Below are 22448 nucleotides of genomic sequence, written 5' to 3'. Positions count from 1 at the left end.
GTGCGGGGCACCGCCCCACCCCCCCGACACCGCCCAGCCCCCACCACCGGCATGGCCCGGCTTCCGCCAGGGACCGCCACCGCTGACCCCGCCCCCGCACCGCCGAGCAACCTCGCAGACGCACCCGCTCCACCCCGCCGGGCGCGTCCCGCACCACCGAGCCGTCCGCCGGGACCCGGGTCGGCCCGGCCGCATACCGTCGAGCCGTCCGCCGGGACCCGGGCGCGCCCGCACCGCCGAGCAACCCTGCAGACGCACCGCCCAACCCGCACCCGCTCCACCCCGCCAGGGAAACCGGCCCCGGCCACTGCCAACCCCCGCCGAGCCGTCCGCCAGGACCCCGGCCGACCCACACCGCCGAGCAACCCCGCAGGGGACACCGCATAGCCTCCCCCCGTACACCCCGCCGACCGCTCCGGAGGAGCCATGGCCACACCCGTCCACGCCACAACGGCGGACGCAGTCACCACCCTCACCCTCGACTCCCCGGCGAACCGCAACGCGCTCTCCGCGGAGCTCGTCGCCGGGCTACGCGCCGCCCTGGGCGAAGCCGCCGCGGACCCGGACGTACGCGCCGTCGTCCTCACGCACACCGGCTCCACCTTCTGCTCCGGCGCCGACCTCAAGTCCCCTTCCGCGCCCGCGGACTTCGTGGCCCTGCTCCGCGAGATCGCCGAGCTGCCCCAGCCCGTCGTCGCGCGGGTCACCGGCCATGTCCGGGCCGGCGGCCTCGGCCTGCTCGGTGTGTGCGACATCGCCGCCGCCGGCCCGCGGTCCTCGTACGCCTTCACCGAGACCCACCTGGGCGTGGTCCCCGCCGTCATCTCCGCGCCGCTCCTGCCCCGCCTCGACCCGCGCGCCGCAGCCCGCTACTTCCTGACCGCCGAGGCGTTCGACGCCGCCGAGGCCGCACGGATCGGCCTGCTCACCCTGCACGGGGAGGATGTCGACGCCGCCCTCGCGCCCGTCCTCGCGGGCCTGCGCAAGGCCGGCCCGCAGGCGCTCGCCGCGACCAAGCGCCTGGTCACCGCACCGGTGCGCGCGGCCCTCGCGCAGGACGGCGCGGCCCTCACCGAACTGTCCGCGCACCACTTCGGCTCCGCGGAGGCCCGCGAGGGCATCACCGCCCGCTTCGAGCGCCGGGACCCCTCATGGGCACGGTGACCGGCGCGGCCGCCGCCACCGGTCCCAAGCAGGCGCGCAGCCGCGTCACCCGCCGCCACCTCCTGGAGGCGGCCGTGTCCTGCCTGGCCGAGCACGGCTGGGCCGGCTCCACCGTCTCCGTCGTCGCCGAACGCGCCGGCGTCTCCCGGGGAGCCGCCCAGCACCACTTCCCGACCCGCGAGGACCTGTTCACCGCTGCCGTCGAGTACGTCGCCGAGGAACGCTCCACCGCCCTGCGCGACCTCTTCCACGCCGGCCCGGCCGCCCGTCCGGCCGTGGTGGAGGCGCTGGTGGACCTGTACACGGGCGCCCTGTTCCGGGCCGCGCTCCAGCTGTGGGTCGCCGCCTCCAACGAGGAGCAGCTGCGCCCGCGGGTGACCGAGCTGGAGGCCCGCGTCGGCCGGGAGACCCACCGCATCGCCGTCGAGCTGCTGGGTGCCGACGAGTCCGTGCCGGGCGTACGGGAGACCGTGCAGGGCCTCCTCGACATGGCGCGCGGCCTGGGTCTGGCGAACGTCCTGACCGACGACGCGGCCCGCCGGGCCCGCGTCGTGGCCCAGTGGTCGCGGATCCTCGACGCGGCTCTGGGCTGAGATCCCTCCCCGGACGGGGCCCGCGGGGGGACCCGTCCGGCGTCGGGCAGCGCAGCGGGCCCGACACACGCGGCGGGGGCGCCGCCCCGGAGGAGTCCGGGGCGGCGCCCCCGTGGTGGCGGGCGGCCGGGCCGGTCAGGCGGTGTCGGCGATGTCCGCGTAGCCCTCGATCTCCTGCGGGTTGCGCCGGCCCGGGCCCGTGTAGCGGGCCGACGGGCGCACCAGGCGGCCCGTGCGCTTCTGCTCCAGGATGTGCGCCGACCAGCCGGCGGTACGGGCGCAGCTGAACATGGAGGTGAACATGTGCGCCGGGACCTCCGCGAAGTCCAGCATGATCGCGGCCCAGAACTCCACGTTGGTGGCGAGCACCCGGTCGGGGCGACGCGCGTGCAGCTCCTCCAGGGCGGCCTTCTCCAGCGCGGCGGCCACCTCGTAGCGCGGTGCGTCCAGCTCCTTGGCCGTGCGCCGCAGCACGCGGGCGCGCGGGTCCTCGGCGCGGTAGACGCGGTGCCCGAAGCCCATCAGGCGCTCGCCCTTGTCGAGGGCCTTCTTCACGTAGGCGACGGCGTCACCGGTGCGCTCGATCTCCTCGATCATGCCGAGCACGCGGGACGGCGCGCCGCCGTGCAGCGGGCCCGACATGGCGCCGACGGCGCCGGAGAGGGCCGCGGCCACGTCCGCGCCGGTGGAGGCGATGACGCGCGCGGTGAACGTCGAGGCGTTCATGCCGTGCTCGGCGGCCGAGGTCCAGTACGCGTCGACGGCCTTGACGTGCTTGGGGTCCGGCTCGCCCCGCCAGCGGATCATGAACCGTTCGACGACGGACTCGGCCTTGTCGATCTCGCGCTGCGGGACCATGGGCAGGCCCTGGCCGCGGGCGGACTGGGCGACGTACGACAGCGCCATCACGGCCGCGCGCGCGAGGTCGTCGCGGGCCGTCTGCACGTCGATGTCCAGCAGCGGTTTCAGACCCCACACGGGCGCGAGCATCGCGAGCGCGGACTGCACGTCCACGCGGATGTCACCGGAGTGGACCGGGATCGGGAAGGGCTCGGCGGCCGGCAGGCCGGGGTTGAAAGCACCGTCGACCAGCAGGCCCCAGACGTTCCCGAAGGAGACGTGGCCGACGAGGTCTTCGATGTCGACGCCCCGGTAGCGGAGCGATCCGCCTTCCTTGTCGGGTTCGGCGATCTCCGTCTCGAACGCGACGACCCCTTCGAGCCCGGGTACGAAGTCGGACATCAGGCGGCTCCTCAGATAGTGCGAACACGCGCGGCTCCCGGCGTGACTCGCGGTCCGGCGCGGTCATCCCCGTTGATGCCCGGCACGGCCGATGGTCACCCGTGCGGGGACCTTCGGACCGGCCCCAAGATTTTGGCCGCTGCGCCCCGACTGCGGAAGCGTGACATACGGCACACCGCCGCCGGTCCACCTGGGGCAGGATGGCTGGCGTGACCGATCAGGACATTGACCCCGCAATGATGCGCAAGCAGTACCGCTCGGAGATCGTCCACGAGGAGAGCCTCGCCGAGGACCCCATGGAGCAGTTCACCCGGTGGTTCCAGCAGGCCGCCGACTCGCACCTCTTCGAACCGAACGCCATGGTCGTCTCGACGGCCACTCCCGACGGACGGCCCAGCTCGCGCACGGTGCTGCTGAAGCAGTTCGACAGCCGGGGCTTCGTGTTCTTCACCAACTACGCGTCGCGCAAGGGCCGGGAACTCGCACAGAACCCGCACATCGCGCTGCTCTTCCCGTGGCATCCCATCGCCCGCCAGGTGATCGTCACCGGTACGGCGTCCCGTATCGGGCGCGACGAGACGGCGGCGTACTTCCGGTCCCGGCCGCACGGCTCGCAGCTGGGTGCCTGGGCGAGCGAGCAGTCGAGCGTGATCGGCTCGCGCGCGGAGCTGGACAGCCGCTACGCCGAGCTGGAGGAGCGCTACCCGGAGGGCGAGCAGGTCCCGGTGCCGCCGGAGTGGGGCGGGCTGCGGGTGGTGCCGCAGGAGGTCGAGTTCTGGCAGGGCCACGAGAACCGGCTGCACGACCGCCTCCACTACGTGCTGGAGGACGGGAAGTGGCGCCTGGAGCGGCTCTGCCCGTAGCGGTGGGGAAAACAGACGACCCGCGGGCTCGGGTTCCTCTCCTGCAGTGAGAGGAGCCGGCCGGACGTGCCGGCGAGCCCGCGGGTCGGGTGACTGCTTGGGATTGGCGCCGGGCGATCCGCCGGGCACCGCACTGGGTGCGCTGCTGACGACGGGCCCTAGCCCGCAGCCACCTCACGCGTCCGGTTTCCGTACATTTCGGGAACCACCTCCCTTCTCGTGTGCAACAGAGCCTAGGCAGGCACGGTGACGGCCACAACTGTTTTTTGTTTCCCGCTCCCCGCGGGTGAGCGGGCCCGCCGGACCGGTCTGACCGGATTTCGTGTCCCCAATCCGGTGAAAGCGGTGTGGTGTGGGTCACGTTCGAGTTGAATGATCTGACGTGCCGCATACGCCAACACCTGCTGGGGGTTCCAGGTGAGTGCTTCCGGACGTGACGAGACCGCCGACGACCTGCTCGCCGCGCTGCTGGACGGGATGGACGCCGCGCTGTGCGCCTTCGATTCCGACGGGGTGATCACCCACTGGAACCGGGAGGCCGAGCGGATCCTGGGCTGGTCGGCCGGGGAGGCCGTGGGCCGCAAGGGGTTCGAGGGGTGGGCGGTGCGGGCCGCCGACGCGCAGGACGTGCAGGACAGGCTGATGTCCGCCCAGCACGTGCCCGGGCGGCAGGTCCACGAGTTCGCGCTGCTCACCAAGGACGGCGGGCGGGTCCTCGTGCGGACGCAGTCCGCCGGCGTGCCGGGTGCGGACGGCTCACCGGCGGGGGTGTACTGCGCCTTCAGCGAGGTGCACGCGCAGATCGACCTGGAGCGGTCCATCGCGCTCAGCGAGGCCCTGATGGAGGACGCCTCCTGGGGCGTCGTCCTCGTCGACGTCGACCTGCGGCCCGCCGTGGTCAACACGCACGCCGCTCGGGCCTTCGGGACCGGCCGCACCGCCCTGCTCGGCCGGCCCCTCGGGGAGTTGCTGACCCAGGGGGTGGAGGAGCTGGAGGGCGCGCTCCAGCACGTCCTCGCGGAGGGGGCACCGCCCGCGCCCGTCGAGATGTGGGTGTCGGTGCGCACGGCGGAGGGGGTGCGGCGCCGGTGCTGGCGGTGCGGGTTCCTGCGGCTGTCCTCGCCGCTCGCGGAGGAGCCGGTTCCGCTGGGCGTCGGCTGGCTGATCCAGGACGTCACCGAGGCCCGGCAGGAGCAGCTCGACGCCGCGCAGGCCCGCTTCCGGTCCCACCAGCTCCACCGGGCGGGGCGGGCAGCCGCCGAGTGCGAGGACCCGGCGGAGGCGGCCGCCGTACGCCTGGACTTCGCGCTCGCCGGCTTCGCCGAGCACGCGCTGCTGGACGTACTGGCCCCCGCGGCCGACTCCGGGCCGCGAAGGCTCGTACGGTGCGCCGCGTCGCCGCCCGCGCTGCCGGCGCCCGGTTCGATCCCCGTGCGGTACGCGGCCGGGCACCCGGCGTTGCAGGCGCTGGACCGGATCGGGTCGGTGCGCACCAGCGCCCCGCGCGGTGAGGCGGACGCGGAGTGGGCGCGGGCCCGGCAGTGGCCCGAGGGCGCGGCGCACGTGCTGTGCACGGTGCTGCGCAGCCGGGGGCGGACCTTGGGCGCGCTGACGTTCCTGCGCGGGCCCTCGCGGGTGGCGTTCGAGCGCGCGGACGCCGCGTACGCGGAGGAGGTCGCGGCGCGGGTCGCCGCGGACCTGGACCTGGCGACGCGCCCCGTGGACCAGTGACGCGGGTCGGCCGGTGACGCGGGCCCGCCGGTTACGCGGGCCCGGCCGGCGGCGACGTGGGCCCGGCCGGTTGCGCGGGCCCGGTCAGTGGCGGAAGAAGATCCGGTCGCCGTACTCCTGCATGACGCGGCCGTTCCACTCGTGGCCGCCGTCGACGTTGCCCGAGCGCAGCAGCGGCGGCTCCAGGCCGCGGGCGGCCAGTTCCCCGGCTGCCGTGGCCATGACCGCCTGCATGATCGCGCTGGTGACGACGGTGGAGGCGGGGGCGAAGGGGGCGTCGATGCCGTCGATGCTCAGTTCCGCGTCACCGACGGCGATCTTGCTGTCGAGGACGACGTCGCAGTGGTCCTTGAGGAAGGTGCCGGAGACGTGCCGGGACCTGGTTCCGGTGGCGTAGGCGACGGAGGTCACGCCGATGACCTTGAGGCCGACGGCGCGGGCGTTCATGGCCATCTCGACCGGCAGGGCGTTGCGCCCGGAGAGGGAGATGATCACGAGGACGTCGCCGTCGGAGGCGGGGCTGCTGTCGAGGACGGCGCCGGCGAGGCCGTCGACCCGTTCCAGGGCGCTGCCCAGGGTGGCGGGCATGACGTCGACGCCGGCCGTGCCGGGGACGGCGAGGAAGTTCATCAGGGCCAGGCCGCCGGCCCGGTAGACGACGTCTTGGGCGGGCAGCGAGGAGTGTCCGGCGCCGAAGGCGAACAGGCGGTTGCCGGCGGCGACGGCGTCGGCGATGAGGGTGCCGGCCTCGGCGATGTGCGGGGCCTCCTCGTCCCGTACCCGCTCCAGCAGGCCGATGGCGGCGTCGAAGAACTGACCGGCCAGCTTGCTCTCGCTCATACGCCGATGGCCCTTCCAGAGGTGGGGTGCGTCCGTGTCCGCCGCTCACCGTGCGGTCTGGACCAAGGGCGTGTCAATACGGCCGTCAATCCCGTGTCCGAAGGATTCGGGGATGTACGGGACCGGTCTTGACCCCCTGGGCACGGGACGGTTGTCGGCCTGATGCGTCAGAATTGGGGGCAGGGCCAGCGCACGCAATCCGAGGGGCACGAATGTCCGGACTGATCGATACCACGGAGATGTATCTCCGCACCATCCTCGAGCTGGAAGAGGAAGGCGTGGTACCCATGCGCGCCCGGATCGCCGAGAGGCTGGACCAGAGCGGGCCGACGGTGAGCCAGACGGTGGCGCGCATGGAGCGGGACGGCCTGGTGGCCGTCGCCACCGACCGGCACCTGGAGCTGACGGACGAGGGCCGGCGGCTGGCGACACGCGTGATGCGCAAGCACCGGCTCGCCGAGTGCCTGCTCGTCGACGTCATCGGGCTGGAGTGGGAGCAGGTCCACGCCGAGGCCTGCCGGTGGGAGCACGTGATGAGCGAGGCGGTGGAGCGGCGGGTGCTGGAGCTGCTGCGCCACCCGACCGAGTCGCCGTACGGGAACCCGATCCCCGGGCTGGAGGAGCTGGGGGAGAAGGCCGAGGCGGAGCCTTTCCTGGAGGACGGCATGATCAGCCTGTCCGAGCTGGACCCGGGTACCGAGGGCAAGACGGTGGTCGTGCGGCGGATCGGGGAGCCGATCCAGACGGACGCCCAGCTGATGTACACGCTGCGTCGTGCGGGTGTGCAGCCCGGCTCGGTGGTGAGCGTGACCGAGTCCCCGGGCGGTGTGCTGGTCGGCAGTGGTGGTGAGGCCGCCGAGCTGGAGGCGGAGATCGCCTCGCACGTGTTCGTGGCGAAGCGCTGACCTCGTAGGTCCAAGGTCCCCGGCCGTAAGGATCGGTCCTGGGCAGTGGTCGGTCCCGGCGCCTCGCGGCGCCGGGACCGGTCCTCCCCTGTGTGACCTGGAGCCCCGAGCTCTCAAGGTCGTCCCCTCGGACCGTCTTCCCCGAGCGGCCCGCCTCCCTGTTGAAAGGATCTCCATCGGCAGGGGCGGCCAATCCTTGAGCAAGGTCACTCGAAAGAGCGGTGTTGTGGGCGAGAACCCCGTTTTCGAATGGGGGTTCGATAGTCTGGCGGGGAGCGAAGGGGGTGCATCTGCGGTGGTACAGCGCATCGATGTGACAGGGGCCGAAGGCGTCCGGCTGGCCGCCTGGCAGTTCCGAGAACCGGTCGCCGAGGCGGACCCCGGCCCCGGCGTGCTGTTACTGCACGGGCTGATGGGCCGCGCCTCCCACTGGGCCGGTACCGCCCACTGGCTCGGCGAACGCCGCCGCGTCGTCGCCCTGGACCAGCGCGGCCACGGCCACAGCGACCGCCCGCCCGATGGCGCCGCCCCGCACACGGCCCTGGGCCGCGAGGCCTTCGTGGCCGACGCCGAGGCCGCCGTGGAACAGCTCGGCCTCGCCCCCGTCACCCTGATCGGCCACTCCATGGGAGCGCTCACGGCCTGGCAGCTCGCCGCCCGCCGCCCCGACCTGGTCGCGGCCCTCGTCATCTGCGACATGCGCGCCTCCGCCCTCGGCGCGGCCTCCCAGCGCGAATGGGAGGACTGGTTCCACCTGTGGCCCCTGCCCTTCCCCACCCAGGACGCGGCCCGTCGCTGGTTCGGCGAGGACGATCCCCGCGTGGAGCGCCCGGACCCCGGCCGTGGCGCCTTCTTCGCCGAGGTCATGCACGAGGCCGCGGACGGCTGGCGCCCGCTCTTCTCCCGCCGCCAGATGCTGACGGCCCGCGAGACCTGGGTCCATGACGCGCACTGGGAGGAGCTGGCCCAGGTCCGCTGCCCGACCCTCGTGGTCCGCGGCCTGGACGGCGAACTGGGCCGCGCCGAGGCCCAGGAGATGGTCCGCGTCCTCCCGGCCGGCCGGTACGCCGAGATCCCCGACGCCGGCCACTACCTCCACTACGACCAGCCGACGGCCTGGCGCGCCGTCCTCGAACCCTTCCTGGACGACATCCGGGCCCCCGCCCCCTGACGGACGTTGCGCCCGCGGCAGGGCGTATCACCGCCGATGCCAGGCGGGAGTTCGCCGGCACCGGCCCGGGACGGGGACGGCGGGCGGCGTCAGCCCTTGCTGACCGCGAGCAGGATCTCCGGCAGCTTCCGCGACACCGTCGGCGCCGCGAGCCGCAGGCCCGCCCAGGTCGCCAGCCACCCCCAGGCCACGCCGATCGGGAGCACCACCCAGGACATGTCCCGGTGTTCGGCCGTGTTCAGCCAGATCGCCAGCGCGATCACCGGCGCGCACACCAGCGCCGACGTCAGCATCCCGGCTGCGATACCGCCCCAGGCGAGCCCGCCCTGCCCCGGCGCGACGTTCTTGAACGCGCCGTCCGTCGGGATGGAGTAGGCGAAGCGGGCCGAGGCCAGCGCCCCCGTGCAGAGCATCGAACCGAGCAGGGCGAGCGCCACGCCCACCCCCGCGGGGAAGGCCTGCCAGTCGTCCACCAGGGCGGCCGTGACCGCCGTGACGAGCACCGTGTACGGGACGGTGACCAGGGCCAGCGCGGCCGCTCGGGCGCGCAGCTCCACGTACGCGTCACGGGTGTTCGAGATGGTCTGCGCGACCATCCAGAACGCCGAGGTGTCCTGCCCGAACTGGTTGTACATCTGCACGCCGAGCATGCCCGCGCCGAAGCTGCCGAGGTAGACCGACCCGGTGCCCTGCAGCGCGTTGAAGACGGGCACGATCAGGCCGATCGCCAACGCCGTCACCCAGGCCGACTTGGTCTTCGGGTCGCGCACGACGTAGCGCAGGCTGCGCTGCATCGAGGCCCCCGTCCGACCGCCGGGCATCAGGGACCAGAAGCCGCCGCCGGCGGCACCGCGGTCCTTGACCGGTCCGGACGCCGCGATCGTCGAGCCGTCCGGCGTGACCATCAGCTTGGTCAGGCTGCGCTCCCAGGACCACATCAGGCCGGCCACGGCCGCCACCGTCAGCACCAGTTGGGCCGCCGCCCGGCCGTACGCGCCCCCGCTCACGGAGTCCACCATGGCGACGGCGGTCGCCGGCGGAAGCCACTGCACCACCGCCTCGACGGGCTCCAGCTTCGCCAGGCCGCCCGCCTCGAAGAGGCTCTGGCCGGCGAAGTTGGCCAGCTGCGCGCCCACCGCGATCACCAGGCCGCTCAGCAGCGCCAGGTCGCGCCCCTTGCGGCTGGTCAGCAGGCGTACGTTGGCCGTCGCCACGGCCCGCGCGAGGGTCACGCAGCCGAGCAGCAGGAGCGGTACGGCCACCACGGCCGCCGCCGCGCCGGCGGCGCCGCGGGCGACGGCTATCACCGAGCCGATCGCCAGGCACAGCGTGAACAGCGGTCCGATGCCGACGAGCGAGGCCGCGAGCAGGGCCCGTACGAGAGGACGCGGGCGCAGCGGCAGCATCACCAGCCGGCTCGGGTCCAGCGTCTCGTCCCCGGTGGGGAAGAACAGCGGCATGAAGGCCCAGCCGAGCGCCAGGACCGCGGCCAGCAGGACCACGACGGTGCCCGCGTGCGCGCTGCCGTGCAGCAGACCCAGGCCGAGCGTCATGAAGAAGCCGACCACCAGCGCGAGCGCCAGCGTCGAGAAGTAGGCGGCCTTGCGCTTGGAGGAGCCCTTCAGCCCGTTGCGCAGGAGGGACAGCTTGATGCGGAGGAAGATCGGGGTCAGCGCGGGCGGCGCGGCGGCGGCCGCCGCTCCAGCGGCGGTCCCGGCGGTCCGGGCGGCGCCGGTGGCCCCGGCGGGGGCGGTGGGCGCGCTCATCGCGCGACCGTCGCGGAGTTCTCCGCGTCCCCGGCCTTGCCGGAGTTGCCGCCGAGCCAGTCCAGCGAGTCCCCGGCCGTGGCCCGCCCGTGTGCGCCGACCAGTTCGAGGAAGGCGGCCTGGAGGGAGGGCGCGGAGCCCCGTACGTCGGCCAGCGGGCCCGCGGCGCGGATCCGGCCGGCGGCCATCACGGCCACCCAGTCGCACAGCGACTCGACGAGTTCCATCACGTGGGAGGAGAAGACGACCGTGGCACCGGAAGCGGTGTAACGTTCCAGCACTCCGCGGATGGTCTGCGCCGACACCGGGTCGACGCCCTCGAACGGCTCGTCCAGGAAGAGCACTTCGGGGTTGTGCAGCAGGGCCGCCGCCAGGCCGATCTTCTTGCGCATGCCGGTCGAGTAGTCGACGACCAGCTTGTGCTGCGAACCGGCCAGGTCGAGGATGTCCAGCAGCTGCGTGGCCCGCTTGTCGGTCTCCTCACCCGCCAGCCCGCGCAGACGGCCCATGTAGCCGAGCAGTTCGCGCCCCGACAGCCGCTCGAAGAGCCGCAGCCCCTCGGGCAGTACCCCGATCCGCGCCTTCACCTCGGTCGGGTCGGCCCACACGTCGTGCCCCGCGACGAGGACCCGCCCCATGTCGGGGCGCAGCAGCCCGGTCACCATGGACAGCGTGGTGGTCTTGCCCGCGCCGTTGGGCCCCACCAGGCCGATGAACTTCCCCGCGGGCAGCTCCAGATCGATGCCGGCGACGGCAACCTGCTCGCCGAACCGCTTCCACAGACCTTCCACGCGCACGGCGGACGGCGCGGTTCGCGCGCCCTCCGTCCCGTACGTTCCACCCGTCGCATCGCCCTGGTCCGGCATGCGCCTGCCTCTCGTCACACGTCCCCGTCGGTCGTTCTCTCCTCACGATAGGAGGAGGGGGAGAGGCCTCGTCAGTTACTAATGTCATGAGTTTTCCGGGCGCGATCTCACACATCCCGGGACCGCGCCCCACGCCCCGCACCGGGCCGTCACGCCCCGCACCGCGCCGTCACGTCCGGCGCGGTGCGTCACATCGGGGACGGCACCGTCACCCCTGGCGCCGCTTGCGTTCCGCCGCCGCCTCGCTGCCGCACGCGTACGCCAGCGCGTCGATCAGCTCCTCCGTGTCGGGCAGCCACCGGTTCGCGGGGGTGGGACGGCGCGCCCACTGGACCGCGCCCCGGCCGCCGAAGCGGGTGGGCGGGGCGGCCACGTACTCGCCCTCGCCGCGGGCGGTCAGGTCGATCGCGGACGGCGTCCAGCCCAGCTTGCGCACGAGGTCCGCGACCTTGACGCCGGCGCCGGGCAGCACGAAGAACAGCATCCGGTGATCGGGCGTCAGCGTGACCGGTCCGAGGGTGCGCTGCATGCGCTCCAGCCGGGCCAGCGCCAGGAAGCCGGCCGAGTCCGGCACGTCCAGCGCGTCGAAGGTCCGGCCCGTCGGCAGCAGGATCGACGCCTGGGGGTTCTTCCCCCAGACCCGGCGCACCTGCACCGCGCTGCCGGTGGCGTGCGCCGCCCAGTCCTTCACCGCCGGGTGCGCGCCGGGCGCCGGGCAGTCCGCGGCCCCGCAGGAGCACAGCTCCCGGCCGTCCCCGGGCTCCAACCAGGTGCCGGCGAAGACATCCCAGTGCCGTTCTTCCGCGTACCGCACGGCATGGTCCAACAGCTGCTCACCGCGCTGCTTGGGGATGGGTGCGGTCTCCGTGACTCCCATGGTCTCTTCCACGCCCATCACAACTGCCCGGGTCACCCGGGGTTACGGGGGTAAACCCGCCCGCGGGCGGAGCATCGATCCTGCATATGGGGCGCACTGATGCACGCGTGGGGGCGCGTAGGAGGCCGGGGCGCTGTTGCTGGGTAGCGACACGACGCAGAGCGGAAGATTCTCCGCACATCAGGCGGGAAGTGATCATTCCAACGGATCACCCGCGGTCAGCAGGGGGTTTTCATGGCAGCCAGGCCTCTCGTCGCCCGCCAGCCGAACGAACGGCTGCAGGCGCTCATCCAGGAAGCCGGGTGCTCCAACGCCGGGCTCGCCCGGCGCGTCAACATGTGCGGGGCCGAACACGGCCTCGATCTGCGCTACGACAAGACCTCCGTGGCCCGCTGGCTGCGCGGCCAGCAGCCGCGCGGCCGGGCACCCGGCATCATCGCCGAGGCGCTCGGGCGCAAACTCGGCCGGACCGTCACCATCGACGAGATCGGCATGGCCAACGGCAAGAACCTCGCCTCCGGCGTCGGCCTGCAGTTCTCCCCGACCGTCATCGGCGCGATCGAGCAGGTCTGCGAGCTGTGGCGCAGCGACGTCGGACGGCGCGACTTCCTCGCGGGTTCCAGCGTGGCCGCGTCGGCGCTCGTCGAGCCGAGCCGCGACTGGCTGATCACCGGCGCCGACACCCAGGTGGCGCGCAGCGGCGGCTCGCGGGTCGGCATGTCGGACGTGGAGGCGGTACGGGCGACGACCGACGCACTCAAGGAGCTCGACCACCGCTTCGGCAGCGGGCACGTACGGCCGGTGGTCGTGCACTACCTCAACTCGGTGGTGTCGGGGCTGATCGGCGGCTCCTACCGGGAGCCCGTCGGGCGGGCCCTGTTCGCGGCGGTGGCCCGGCTGACGGAGCTGGCCGGCTACATGGCGGTGGACACGGGCCAGCCGGGCCTGGCGCAGCGCTACTACATCCAGGCGCTGCGGCTGGCCCAGGCGGCCGGCGACCGTGCGTACGGGGGCTACGTGCTGGCGGCGTCCATGAGCCACCTCGCGGCGGAGCTGGGAAACCCGCGGGAGATCGCGCAGTTGGCGCGGGCCGCGCAGGAGGGGACGCGCGGCCAGGTCACGCCACGGGTCGAGGCCATGTACTACGCCGCCGAGGCGCGCGGCCACGCCCTGCTGGGCGACGCCCGGGCGACGGGCGTGCTGTCGGCGCGGGCGCTGAGCGCGCTGGAGCGGGCGGAGCCGGAGTCGGGCGACGACCCGGTGTGGATCCGCCACTTCGACGAGGCGTACCTCGCGGACGAGCTGGCCCACTGCCACCGCGACCTGGGGCAGGCGGACGCGGCGGCCCGCCAGGCCGAGGAGGCCCTGCGCGGCCTCCCGGCGGGGAAGGCACGCCGCCGGTCCATCGGGCTGCTGCTGCTGGCGGCGGCGCAGGTGCAGCAGCGGGAGGTGGAACAGGCCTGCCAGACGGCCACGCAGGCGGCGGACCTGCTGGCGGGGCTGCGCTCGAACCGGGGGACGGAATACCTGGAGGACTTCAGGACGCGGCTAGAGCCGTACCGGGAGGAGGCGGCGGTACGGGAGTTCGCCGCGCGGGTCGCCTAGCGGCGGGCTCGGCCCACACACCCCGCCGCCGCGCCCCGCCAGCCGCCGGAGCTCGGGCCCCCGCCCCGGGGCTGCGCGCCTCAAGCGCCGGCGGGGCTGAATGAGCGGGGCTGCGCCCCGGGTCCCGCGCGTGGAGTGTCCGCGGATCGGGAGCTCGGGCCCCCGCCCCGGGGTCCCGCGCCTCAAGCGCCGGCGGGGCTGAATGAGCGGGGCTGCGCTCCGGGCCCCGCGCGTGGAGCGGCCGCAGGTCGGGAGCTCGGGCCCCCGCTCGGGGCTGCGCGCCTCAAGCGTCGGCGGGGCTGAATGAGCGGGGCTGCGCCCCGGGTCCCGCGCGTGGAGCGTCCGCGGATCGGGAGCTCGGGACCCCGCCCCGGGGCCCCGCGCCTCAAGCGTCGGCGGGGCTGAATGAGCGGGGCTGCGCTCCAGGTCCCGCGTGTGGAGTGTCCGCGGGTCGGGAGCTCGGGCCCCCGCCGCGGGCCCGGCGCCTGAAGCGTCGGCGTAGCCGGAGCTCGGGCCCCCGGGCTCCGCGCCTCAAGCGCCGGCGGGGCTGAATGGGCAGGGTTGCGCGCCGGGGTCCGCGCGTGGAGCGGCCGCGGGGCCCGGCCTGGCGTGGCGGCGGGGTCCGGAGGGCTGGGTTGCGTGGGTGGGGCCGGGGTGGCGGCTGCGGCCTCGGCGGGGTGGATCTTGGGGTGGGGCTGATTCCCGGGTTACGGGTGGTCTCACGGTGGCGGTGCGTGACCGGGTAGCGTGGCCGGGGTTCCGTACGGTCGGGCGAGTCGGAGAAGGAGTCCCGGTGACGCAGAGCGGACAAGGGGGCGCCCCCCAGCCGGGTGCTCCGTGGGAGCCGGACCCGGCGTCCGGGTATCCGGCGTACCCGGAGCAGCCGCAGCAGGCGCAGCCCGGGGCCGCCTACGGGTATCCGCAGGCCTATCCCGCGGCGGAGGCCGTGCCCGGGCACGTGGTCGGGCCCGGCTACGAGGGGCCCGGCGCACCGCACGGCTACGGCTATCCGCCGCTGCCCGAGGCCGTCACCCAGTACATTCCGCCCGTCCCGGCCGATGCCGCGGCCCCCGCGCACGCGGAGGCGGCGACGCAGTTCATCGCGCCCGTGCCGGCGGCCCCCTCACACCCCGGACACCCCGGACACGACGAGGCCGCGACCCAGTTCATACCGCCCGTGCCGGCGGCCCCCGCGGCCCCCGCGCACGCGGAGGCGGCGACGCAGTACATCCCGTCCGTCCCCGCGGGGCCGGGCGCTCCCGCGGCCTCCGGCGTCGACGGGTTCGACGGCCTGTTCCGCGGCGACGACTCCGCCGGGCACACCCAGCACCTGCCGCCCGTGCAGGAGCCCGTGCTGCGGGGCCGGCCGCCGCAGCGGCCCTACCCGCCGCGCGGACAGGCCCCCGTACCGCCGCAGCCGCACCACCCGCACCCGCAGCAGCAGTACGCGCCGCCCCCGCCGGCGGAGCCCTCCCGCAAGGTCTCGCCCGCGATCATCGGCGCCGTCGTCATCGGCCTCGCCGTCGTCGGCCTCGGCGTCGGTTCGCTGCTCGGCGACGGCAAGCCCCAGAACAACGACCCGGGCGCCGTGCCCGTCGCGCCGACGGCGACCGGCGGCTCGGCCCCGCCCGGCGAGGCGCCGGTCGACCCGGCCCGCCCGCAGGCCGTCCAGCTGGACAAGCTCCTCGCGGACAGCAACGACAGCCGGGCCGTGGTGATCAAGGCCGTGGAGGACATCAAGGGCTGCTCCAACCTGGACCAGGCGGCCTCGGACCTGCGCGACGCGGCCCGGCAGCGCGAGGAACTCATCACGCGGCTGCAGGAGTTGAAGGTCGACAAGCTGCCCGACCACGTCAAGCTGTCCGCCGCCCTGACGAAGGCCTGGCAGGCCTCGGCGGACGCCGACAACAGCTACGCCGCGTGGGCGGACGACGTGGACGACGACAAGTGCAAGGACGGCAGGGCCAAGGTCACCAAGAACGCCTCCGAAGGCAACAAGTCGAGCGGCGAGGCGACCAAGGCCAAGGAGTCGGCCGCGACCATGTGGAACACGATCGCGGCCAAGTACGGACTCACCAAGCGCGACAAGTCCCAGCTCTGAGCCGGGGCCGGCCCCGCCCGCACTCAGGCCGTGTGCGGGGCCTGCACCAGCGTCGGGGTCATGTCCAGGCTCTTCTCGCCCGGCTGCGCCACGAGACGGCCGGACTGCACGATCTGGAAGGTGACCTGGCCGTTGACGATGCGGGGGAAGCCGGCCACTGCGCGCATGTCCTGGTAGCGCCAGCTCAGATCGGGGGTGAGACCGCCGGTCTTCACGGGCTGGGCCTCGTTCAGCGAACGCTTGACCTTGCGGGCGTCGACGTCCTCGCCCTCCTCGAAGCGCTTCATGATCTCGCTCAGCACCGTGTACGCGATCCAGGTGGTCTGCGCCCCGCTGTCGTCGGTGTCGACGCTGTCGTCGCCGAAGGCGAAGTCGGTGACGACCTTGCGCATCGGCTCCCAGACGGGATCGGAGGCCACCGGGTACCAGCTCGTGATGTACGCGCCCTCGAAGGGGCTCTCCCGGCCGCCGGTGCGGTCCACCAGGGACTGGCTGACGCTGCCCAGCACGGAGGAGATCTGCGGCTTCCTGCGCTGGGGCTCGGTGCGGCGGAAGGCGTCGAAGAACGTCTCGGTGCGCTCGCCGAGGACCGCGGTCACGCAGCCCTTCTCCTTCTCCTTCTCCTTGCCGGTGCCGGTGGTGTGCGCGAGGGCCTCACTGGCCTGCGGTTTGAAGTCGGCGGAGTCCTCGGCGGCACGGATGTCGGCGGCGTCGGCCATCTTGTTGGCCCGCAGGCCGGCGTTGAGCAGAACCGGCAGCGTGTCGCCCGCGATGGTGTCGGGGCGGACCAGCGCGACCTGGTCGCAGAAGCGTCCCAGCTGGTGGCCGGCGCCGGCGATCAGGACGGACTGGCCGCCGTTGACCGGGTAGGAGAGCGGGGACTGGAACTCCTCGGAGGAGACGCCGTAGCCGCCGATGAAGGGGATGCCCTCCGCCTCCAGCGGGGCCATGAAGGCGCGTCCGTGCTGGCTGTAGGAGCCGACGACGGCGACGGCCTTCTCCGCGACCGCCTTGCGGGCGCAGTCGGCGGCGCCGCTGGGCGTGTTCTTCTCGTTGCAGGTCAGTACGCGCAGTCTGTGCCCGTTGATACCGCCCTTGGAGTTCACCCAGCGCTCGTAGGCCTTGGCCATGCCGGTCATCCCGGGCATGTTGGTGGCGCCGGTTCCCTCAGGGGCGAAGGTCATGACGGTGATGGTTTCCCCGGAGCCCCCCGAGCCGCCGGGGAGCGTGCCGCACCCGGCTACGAGGCACGCGCCCATCACCGTGGCCACGACGGTGCGGGAGAGGGATGCTGCGCGTCGCGAGATGGTCATGTCCATGCACCATTCCGCCCCACCGGTAACTGTCGAGTGAGATGGACACAACATCCGGTGACGTCGAAGTGAATTACGGGGGCGTCGTCGCTTGCAGGCGCCTCAAGATCGCACTCAACGGGAACGTACGATCGAAAGCGTGACATTCGCCCAAGGTTCGAAGAACTCTTCCAAACGCGGCGGCCGCTCCTCCACCATGGGCGGCATGCCCCTGAACGACATGCCGTGGTGGCGCTGGCGCAGCAACGTGCGCTCGGCGCTGCACATGCTTTCCGATCCGGCCTTCCACGAGGACACCTGGCTGGCCGGCGACGAAGGGTACGGCGACGTCACCGACGCCGTGTACCGGCTCGTCGAGGACACCTGGCTCGACAGCTGGTCGGCGGAGAAGTACGTCGGCACGATCTTCCGCGACTCGCAGGAGGCGGCCCTCGTCGACCTCGCCGTGCTGCGCGTGCTGCGCATCCTCCACCAGGTCGGCCCCGACGCCCCCGTCTCCGTCTACCTGGAACACCACGCGTGGCCCGAGGCGGTACGCGCCGCCCGCGAGGCACACGTACGGCTCGCGCAGGCCGACGGGGACGACCCGGACGCACGGCCCACCTCGCTGGAAGCGTTGAGGATCCTCACCCGCGCGGTGTGAAAGGCTGTGCGGTCATGAGCGACCCGCACAACGAGGCCCAGGCCCAGCAGCAGCCCCAGTACGTCCTGACCGTGTCCTGCCCCGACAAGCAGGGCATCGTGCACGCCGTGTCGAGCTACTTGTTCATGACCGGCTGCAACATCGTGGACAGCCAGCAGTTCGGAGACCGGGAGACCGGGCTCTTCTTCATGCGGGTGCACTTCGAGGCCGAGCCCGCCGTGACGGTGGAGAAGCTGCGGGCGAGCTTCGCGGCCATCGGCGAGTCCTTCAAGATGGACTGGGAGATCCACCGCTCCGAGGAGCGCATGCGGATCATCCTGATGGTGTCCAAGTTCGGGCACTGCCTCAACGACCTGCTGTTCCGTTCGCGGATCGGGGCCCTGCCGGTCGAGATCGCGGCCGTGGTCTCCAACCACACCGACTTCGCCGAGCTGGTCGCCTCGTACGACGTCCCGTTCGTGCACATCCCGGTGACGAAGGACACCAAGGCCCAGGCCGAGGCGCAGCTGCTGGAACTCGTCCGGGCCGAGAACGTCGAGCTGGTGGTGCTCGCGCGGTACATGCAGGTGCTGTCGGACAACCTCTGCAAGGAACTGAGCGGGCGGATCATCAACATCCACCACTCGTTCCTGCCGAGCTTCAAGGGCGCCAAGCCGTACCACCAGGCGCACGCGCGCGGTGTGAAGCTGATCGGCGCCACCGCGCACTACGTGACGGCGGACCTCGACGAGGGCCCGATCATCGAGCAGGAGGTCGAGCGGGTGGGCCACGAGGTCACCCCGGACCAGCTGGTGGCCGTCGGCCGCGACGTGGAGTGCCAGGCACTCGCGCGCGCCGTGAAGTGGCACAGCGAACACCGCGTCCTGCTGAACGGCTCCCGCACGGTGGTCTTCGCCTGACGCACGCACGCCCCGTCCGGCCCGCGACCGCGGCCCCACGGGGCCCAGCCGGCCGCCGAGGCCGAGGCCGGGCTCCCCGGCACGCCACCCCGTCCGGCTCTGGGCCGTGGACGCACGGGGCCCAGCCGGCCGCCGAGGCCGAGGCCCGGGGGCCCGGAGGCGCGCCGGGTCTGTCGGCCGGGATGCCGACGCCCAACGGCCGGTGACCGGCCGCGGGTGACGGGCGAGCCGCGACCGACAGCGGACCGACGGCGGCGGGTGGCCTCGGCCGGTGATCGGCGGGTGTGAGCAGCGGTCCGCCTGGCGGGCGGCCCGTGACCGACAGCGGACCGTCGGCGGCGGGTGGCCTGCGGCCGGTGGCCGACGGCCGGTGACCCGCGGCCCGCGACCGGTCCGCGGTCGGCCCGCGGTTCGCCCCGGCGGGGGCCCGTGGTGGCCGGGCGCCGGCGGAGCCGGCCGCCGGTCCCGGCTTCGTCCCCGGCCGGTCGCGCGGCTGCACCCGGCGGGGCCGCACCCGTCCGTCGCCGCTGTGCGGGCGGCGTGGCTTCGGGCGCCCGGCTCAGCCAGGCCCGTCCGGTCCGGTCCGGCCCGGCCCGGTGGTTCGTGCGAGCGCGCCGCAGGCGTCACGCGTCCGGGGCCTCCACCCCGCAGTATCCCGCGAAGGCGGCCAGGATCTCGTCCTCCGAGATGCGTCCGTCGCCGTCGGTGTCGAGGCCGCGCGCCACCTGCTCGGCGAGCTCGGGCGCGGTGCCCAGGACGCGCAGCACGCGGGCCGCGGCGGTCGGCGTCGCACCGAGGCCGTCCTCGTCCGCCACCGCGATCACGGCCCGCAGGAACGGACGCGCGATCTCCGCGAACCGATGCGGGTTGTCACGCAGCCGCTTGGCCGCCCCGGTGATGAACTCCTCGCGGGACACCCGCTGGTCCCCGTCGACGTCTGCGATACCGGCCATGCCCTGCCAGAACGCCTCGGCGCCGCCGAAGACGGCCTGGCCCTTCTCCGACCGTGCGGCGGTACCGAATTCGGCCAGGACGGCCTTCGCGGCCGCGCTGAAGTCCTCCCGGTCGATGAAGCCGGACCCGTCCTGGTCGAAGGTGGCGAATCGGGCGGCGATCTTGCGCTCGTATTCTGCGCTGTCCATATGCGGCGTTCCACCTTCACGTGTGCGTGGGGTTCAGATCAAGACAAGGCAGGAGCGTAAGGCCTTGGTGGCCTGCACGTTAAGCGAAGCGGTCAAGCAGGCGGCCGCATCGAACCCGCGCACGGGGAGCGCGGCGGGGCGCGTACGCGTGTACCCATGTGCCCTCGGCCACACCACCGTTCACGCCCCGCAACGCCCCTATCACGCAGGGCCTACATCCGAGGGGAGCTTCGTCCAAAACAGGCGCGATCGGCCATGTGCCCACTACATTCGATGCGTCGACACACGGCTGGGGGCACTTATGCCGAAGGACGTACCACCGCGGTGGGACCGCCGCATGCAGCAGCGTCTCGCCCGCGGCGAGGCCGCCGCGCTCGGTGAGCTCTACGACCGCTTCGCCTCGCTCGTGCACAGCCTGGCGCACCGGGTGCTGGGCGACGAGAAGGCGGCGGACCGGATCACCCGCGAGGTCTTCGGCTACATCTGGGAGAACCCGGACGCCTACGACCCCAAGCAGGGCTCCATGCGCTCCTGGGTCGCCCGGATCACCCAGGGCCAGGCGGTGGCCCGGCTGCGCCAGGCCGAACTGGGCCGCGGCTCCCGCGAGGAACTGGAACAGAAGGTGCGCAGCGCCAACGCCGCCGCCCGCGCCGACTACATCGTCACCTCCATGCCCGCGCCACTGCGGGCCGCACTGGAACTCGCCTACTTCAAGCGGCGCGACTACCGGCAGGCCGCCGCCGACCTCCAGATCAGCGAGGACGAAGCGCGCCGCAGGCTCCGGCTCGGGCTCCAACTGCTGTCGACCGCCAACGCCCTCCCGCAGCAGGACGCCGCCCAGTCCGGTTACGGCCCGCGCGAATACGGAACACCCCGATGAACGGCCCCGCCCAGTCGCCCGACGACGGATTCGAGCGTCCCGGCGGCCAGGCGCGGATACCGGGCCCGCGCGGTGCGGCCGACGACCTCGACCCGGAGCGCGCACCGCGCCCGCTGCCGCTGCCGGCGGACTTGCCACCGGCACCGCCGACCCTGGCACCGGCATCGGCACCGCCGCCCCTGGCACCGCCGCCCTCCCACGCCGTGCTCAAGTCCCTGCTCGGCGCGTGGGCGCTGGCCGCGTGTTCGGCCGAGGAGACCCGGGCGGTCGAGGACCACCTCACCGAGTGCGCGCCCTGCGCGGAGGAGGCACTGCGGCTGCGCGACGCGGTCGGACTGCTGCACCCTGAGGAAACCCTCGACCTCAAACCGCTGCTGCGCTCGCGCGTCCTGGAGGACTGCCTCGGCAAGCGGCCGGCCCGTATCCCGGTACCGGTGTGGGCCAGCCCGTACGACACCGAGACCGCGCGGCTCGACGCACTGCTCCAGGACTTCGGCGACTCCGAGTGGCACACCCCGGTGCGCCTGAAGTGGTTCGAGGAGGAACGCAGCCGGTCGCAGCGGACCACCGTCGCGGGCGTGATCGGGCACCTCATGACGGTCGACGGGATGATCGCCACCGCGCTCGGGCTGGACGACCCGCTGGGCCCGGACGCGCCGCCGGGCGGTCCGACCGCGCGGACGGAGTACTTCTGGGGCGCGTCGGCGTACCCGACGACCCGCCAGGTGCGCGAGCCGTGGCGGGAACAGGGCCACACCCTGGTCCGTACGGTCTCCTTCGCGGGCCGCGGCGTCGCCGAACTCGCCGTGGACTACGGCGGTTTCGCCCTCCCGCTCGGCGACGCCTTCCTGGAGCGCGCCTTCGAGTGCTGGGTGCACGCGTGGGACATCGCGGACGCGGTGGACTACCCGTACGAGCCGCCCTCCGGGCCGCACCTCCACGGGATGATCGACCTGGCGGCGCGACTGCTGCCGGGCGCGCTGGCACAGCGCCGCCGCGCGGGCCTGGCGGGCCCGGCCCGGGGCCTGGTCGCGGCGGGAGCGCCCGGGCGGACCCTGCACCTGGAGATCGAGGGCGCGGGTGGCGGCGGCTGGGACATCGCCCTGGACTCGCCGGGAGCGAAGCCGTCACCGGACCGTACGGTGGCTGCCGAGATCGCCCTGGACGGCATCGAGTTCTGCCAGCTGGCCGCGGGCCACATCTCCCCGGAAGACGTGGCCGCGGGCCAGCACGGCGACCGCGAAGCGATCCGCGACGTCCTCTTCGCGGCGGCCTCCCTGAGCCGCCTGTAGGGCGTACGGCTCCCCGCGCGCCCGGCGCCTTCACCCCCGCGGCCCCCGCGCCCCGGGCCGGTGGCTGCCCACCCGCCTCGAGGCGCGGCGGGGTCGGCGCACGGCGGCAGCCGGCGGGGCGGGGGCGGTGGGGCGCGGCGGGGGAGCGGGGTCTCGGCAGGGCGGGAGCGAAGGCGTCGGGGAGACGCGGGAACGCGACTTCGGTGAGCCGAGAACGAAGGCGCGGCGGGAGTGCGGGGGCGGGGTCTGCGCGGGGCGGGATCAGAGTTNNCGTGTCGTGCCGGTCCCTCAAGGGCGCTCGTTCCTCGCGTCGCTTCGCGATGTCGCTTCGGCCACCCTTGACCGACCGTCCCGCCCCGGAAATCCGAAAGACTGCCGGGAAGCCCCCAAAGGAACGGGCCGGGGGATCAAGACACCATCGGGGACATCAGGGATGCGCGGGCGGAGCCCGGCACGCCCCCAATCGCTACGCGCTCCTGCCAGCCGGCGTCTGCGAGCCTCTGGGGCTGGGCATAAGCCGCCATCGATCGCTACGCGCTTCTCGATCACGCGTCC

General features: G+C 73.6%; 19 protein-coding genes. 12 read left to right on the top strand and 7 right to left on the bottom strand.

The genetic code is table 11. From position 1 onward, the window contains the following. Positions 1-426 precede the first annotated feature (426 nt). A complete protein-coding gene (locus AVW11_RS30950; protein WP_030855622.1) occupies positions 427-1164 on the top strand; it encodes an enoyl-CoA hydratase family protein in 738 nt (245 codons plus the stop codon). After that, a complete protein-coding gene (locus AVW11_RS30945; protein WP_030855623.1) occupies positions 1152-1757 on the top strand; it encodes a TetR/AcrR family transcriptional regulator in 606 nt (201 codons plus the stop codon). The genes AVW11_RS30950 and AVW11_RS30945 overlap by 13 nt, the downstream gene beginning before the upstream one ends. Positions 1758-1892: 135 nt before the next feature. On the opposite strand, the gene AVW11_RS30940 is transcribed toward AVW11_RS30945, so the two are convergent. Continuing rightward, positions 1893-2999, bottom strand: a complete 1107-nt coding sequence (locus tag AVW11_RS30940; protein WP_030027765.1) for a citrate synthase 2 — start codon at positions 2997-2999, stop codon at positions 1893-1895. A gap of 200 nt (positions 3000-3199) precedes the next feature. On the opposite strand from AVW11_RS30940, the gene pdxH reads away from it, so the two are divergent. Together pdxH and AVW11_RS30930 are read left to right on the top strand one after the other, a co-directional pair. After that, positions 3200-3862 (top strand): pyridoxamine 5'-phosphate oxidase, encoded by a 663-nt coding sequence (pdxH, locus tag AVW11_RS30935; RefSeq protein WP_076046673.1) that lies wholly within the window; start codon positions 3200-3202, stop codon positions 3860-3862. 417 nt (positions 3863-4279) lie between these two features. Continuing rightward, on the top strand, positions 4280-5593 hold the full coding sequence (locus tag AVW11_RS30930) for a PAS domain-containing protein (protein ID WP_060181151.1): 1314 nt from the start codon (positions 4280-4282) through the stop codon (positions 5591-5593). Positions 5594-5677: 84 nt separating this feature from the next. Here AVW11_RS30930 and AVW11_RS30925 read toward each other — a convergent pair whose 3' ends face one another. Next, the gene (locus tag AVW11_RS30925) at positions 5678-6433 is read right to left on the bottom strand and encodes an SIS domain-containing protein (protein ID WP_030855626.1); all 756 of its coding nucleotides are present in this window, start codon (positions 6431-6433) and stop codon (positions 5678-5680) included. A 212-nt stretch (positions 6434-6645) separates the two neighbouring features. Between AVW11_RS30925 and AVW11_RS30920 the strand changes: the two genes are divergently transcribed. Further along, positions 6646-7338 (top strand): iron-dependent transcriptional repressor DtxR, encoded by a 693-nt coding sequence (locus AVW11_RS30920; protein WP_030665907.1) that lies wholly within the window; start codon positions 6646-6648, stop codon positions 7336-7338. A gap of 295 nt (positions 7339-7633) precedes the next feature. Then, positions 7634-8509 carry an alpha/beta fold hydrolase gene (locus AVW11_RS30915; protein WP_060181152.1) on the top strand — a complete coding sequence of 292 codons (876 nt, stop codon included), beginning with the start codon at positions 7634-7636 and terminating at the stop codon, positions 8507-8509. Between the two features lie 89 nt (positions 8510-8598). On the opposite strand, the gene AVW11_RS30910 is transcribed toward AVW11_RS30915, so the two are convergent. The 3 genes from AVW11_RS30910 to AVW11_RS30900 form a co-directional block, all read right to left on the bottom strand. Continuing rightward, positions 8599-10275: a transporter gene (locus AVW11_RS30910; RefSeq protein ID WP_076046671.1), complete on the bottom strand. Its 1677-nt coding sequence runs from the start codon at positions 10273-10275 to the stop codon at positions 8599-8601. Beyond that, the gene (locus tag AVW11_RS30905; RefSeq protein ID WP_051700819.1) at positions 10272-11141 is read right to left on the bottom strand and encodes an ABC transporter ATP-binding protein; all 870 of its coding nucleotides are present in this window, start codon (positions 11139-11141) and stop codon (positions 10272-10274) included. The genes AVW11_RS30910 and AVW11_RS30905 overlap by 4 nt, the downstream gene beginning before the upstream one ends. Positions 11142-11349: 208 nt before the next feature. Further along, positions 11350-12030 carry a bifunctional DNA primase/polymerase gene (locus AVW11_RS30900; protein WP_030855630.1) on the bottom strand — a complete coding sequence of 227 codons (681 nt, stop codon included), beginning with the start codon at positions 12028-12030 and terminating at the stop codon, positions 11350-11352. 222 nt (positions 12031-12252) lie between these two features. On the opposite strand from AVW11_RS30900, the gene AVW11_RS30895 reads away from it, so the two are divergent. After that, a complete protein-coding gene (locus AVW11_RS30895) occupies positions 12253-13623 on the top strand; it encodes an NsdA family TPR-like regulatory protein (RefSeq protein WP_030855632.1) in 1371 nt (456 codons plus the stop codon). A 793-nt stretch (positions 13624-14416) separates the two neighbouring features. Further along, positions 14417-15724: a hypothetical protein gene (locus tag AVW11_RS30890; RefSeq protein WP_240528314.1), complete on the top strand. Its 1308-nt coding sequence runs from the start codon at positions 14417-14419 to the stop codon at positions 15722-15724. A gap of 23 nt (positions 15725-15747) precedes the next feature. Here the strand turns inward: AVW11_RS30890 and AVW11_RS30885 are convergent, their stop codons facing one another. After that, the gene (locus tag AVW11_RS30885; protein WP_060181158.1) at positions 15748-17037 is read right to left on the bottom strand and encodes an ABC transporter substrate-binding protein; all 1290 of its coding nucleotides are present in this window, start codon (positions 17035-17037) and stop codon (positions 15748-15750) included. 196 nt (positions 17038-17233) lie between these two features. Between AVW11_RS30885 and AVW11_RS30880 the strand changes: the two genes are divergently transcribed. Continuing rightward, positions 17234-17680 (top strand): SCO4402 family protein, encoded by a 447-nt coding sequence (locus AVW11_RS30880; protein WP_030855638.1) that lies wholly within the window; start codon positions 17234-17236, stop codon positions 17678-17680. A 14-nt stretch (positions 17681-17694) separates the two neighbouring features. Further along, the gene (gene purU, locus AVW11_RS30875; RefSeq protein WP_030964739.1) at positions 17695-18579 is read left to right on the top strand and encodes a formyltetrahydrofolate deformylase; all 885 of its coding nucleotides are present in this window, start codon (positions 17695-17697) and stop codon (positions 18577-18579) included. 623 nt (positions 18580-19202) lie between these two features. On the opposite strand, the gene AVW11_RS30870 is transcribed toward purU, so the two are convergent. Then, positions 19203-19721, bottom strand: coding sequence for an EF-hand domain-containing protein (locus AVW11_RS30870; RefSeq protein ID WP_030855642.1), 519 nt, complete (start codon positions 19719-19721; stop codon positions 19203-19205). A gap of 301 nt (positions 19722-20022) precedes the next feature. On the opposite strand from AVW11_RS30870, the gene AVW11_RS30865 reads away from it, so the two are divergent. Continuing rightward, positions 20023-20601 (top strand): sigma-70 family RNA polymerase sigma factor, encoded by a 579-nt coding sequence (locus tag AVW11_RS30865; protein ID WP_060181154.1) that lies wholly within the window; start codon positions 20023-20025, stop codon positions 20599-20601. Further along, positions 20598-21893 carry a maleylpyruvate isomerase N-terminal domain-containing protein gene (locus AVW11_RS30860; RefSeq protein WP_076046669.1) on the top strand — a complete coding sequence of 432 codons (1296 nt, stop codon included), beginning with the start codon at positions 20598-20600 and terminating at the stop codon, positions 21891-21893. The genes AVW11_RS30865 and AVW11_RS30860 overlap by 4 nt, the downstream gene beginning before the upstream one ends. Positions 21894-22448: the final 555 nt, after the last annotated feature.

It is taken from the genome of Streptomyces amritsarensis, from assembly GCF_001953875.1.
GTDB lineage: Bacteria > Actinomycetota > Actinomycetes > Streptomycetales > Streptomycetaceae > Streptomyces > Streptomyces amritsarensis.
Note: the sequence above shows the minus strand (reverse complement) of the source record. Positions and strands in the feature narration are given on the sequence as shown.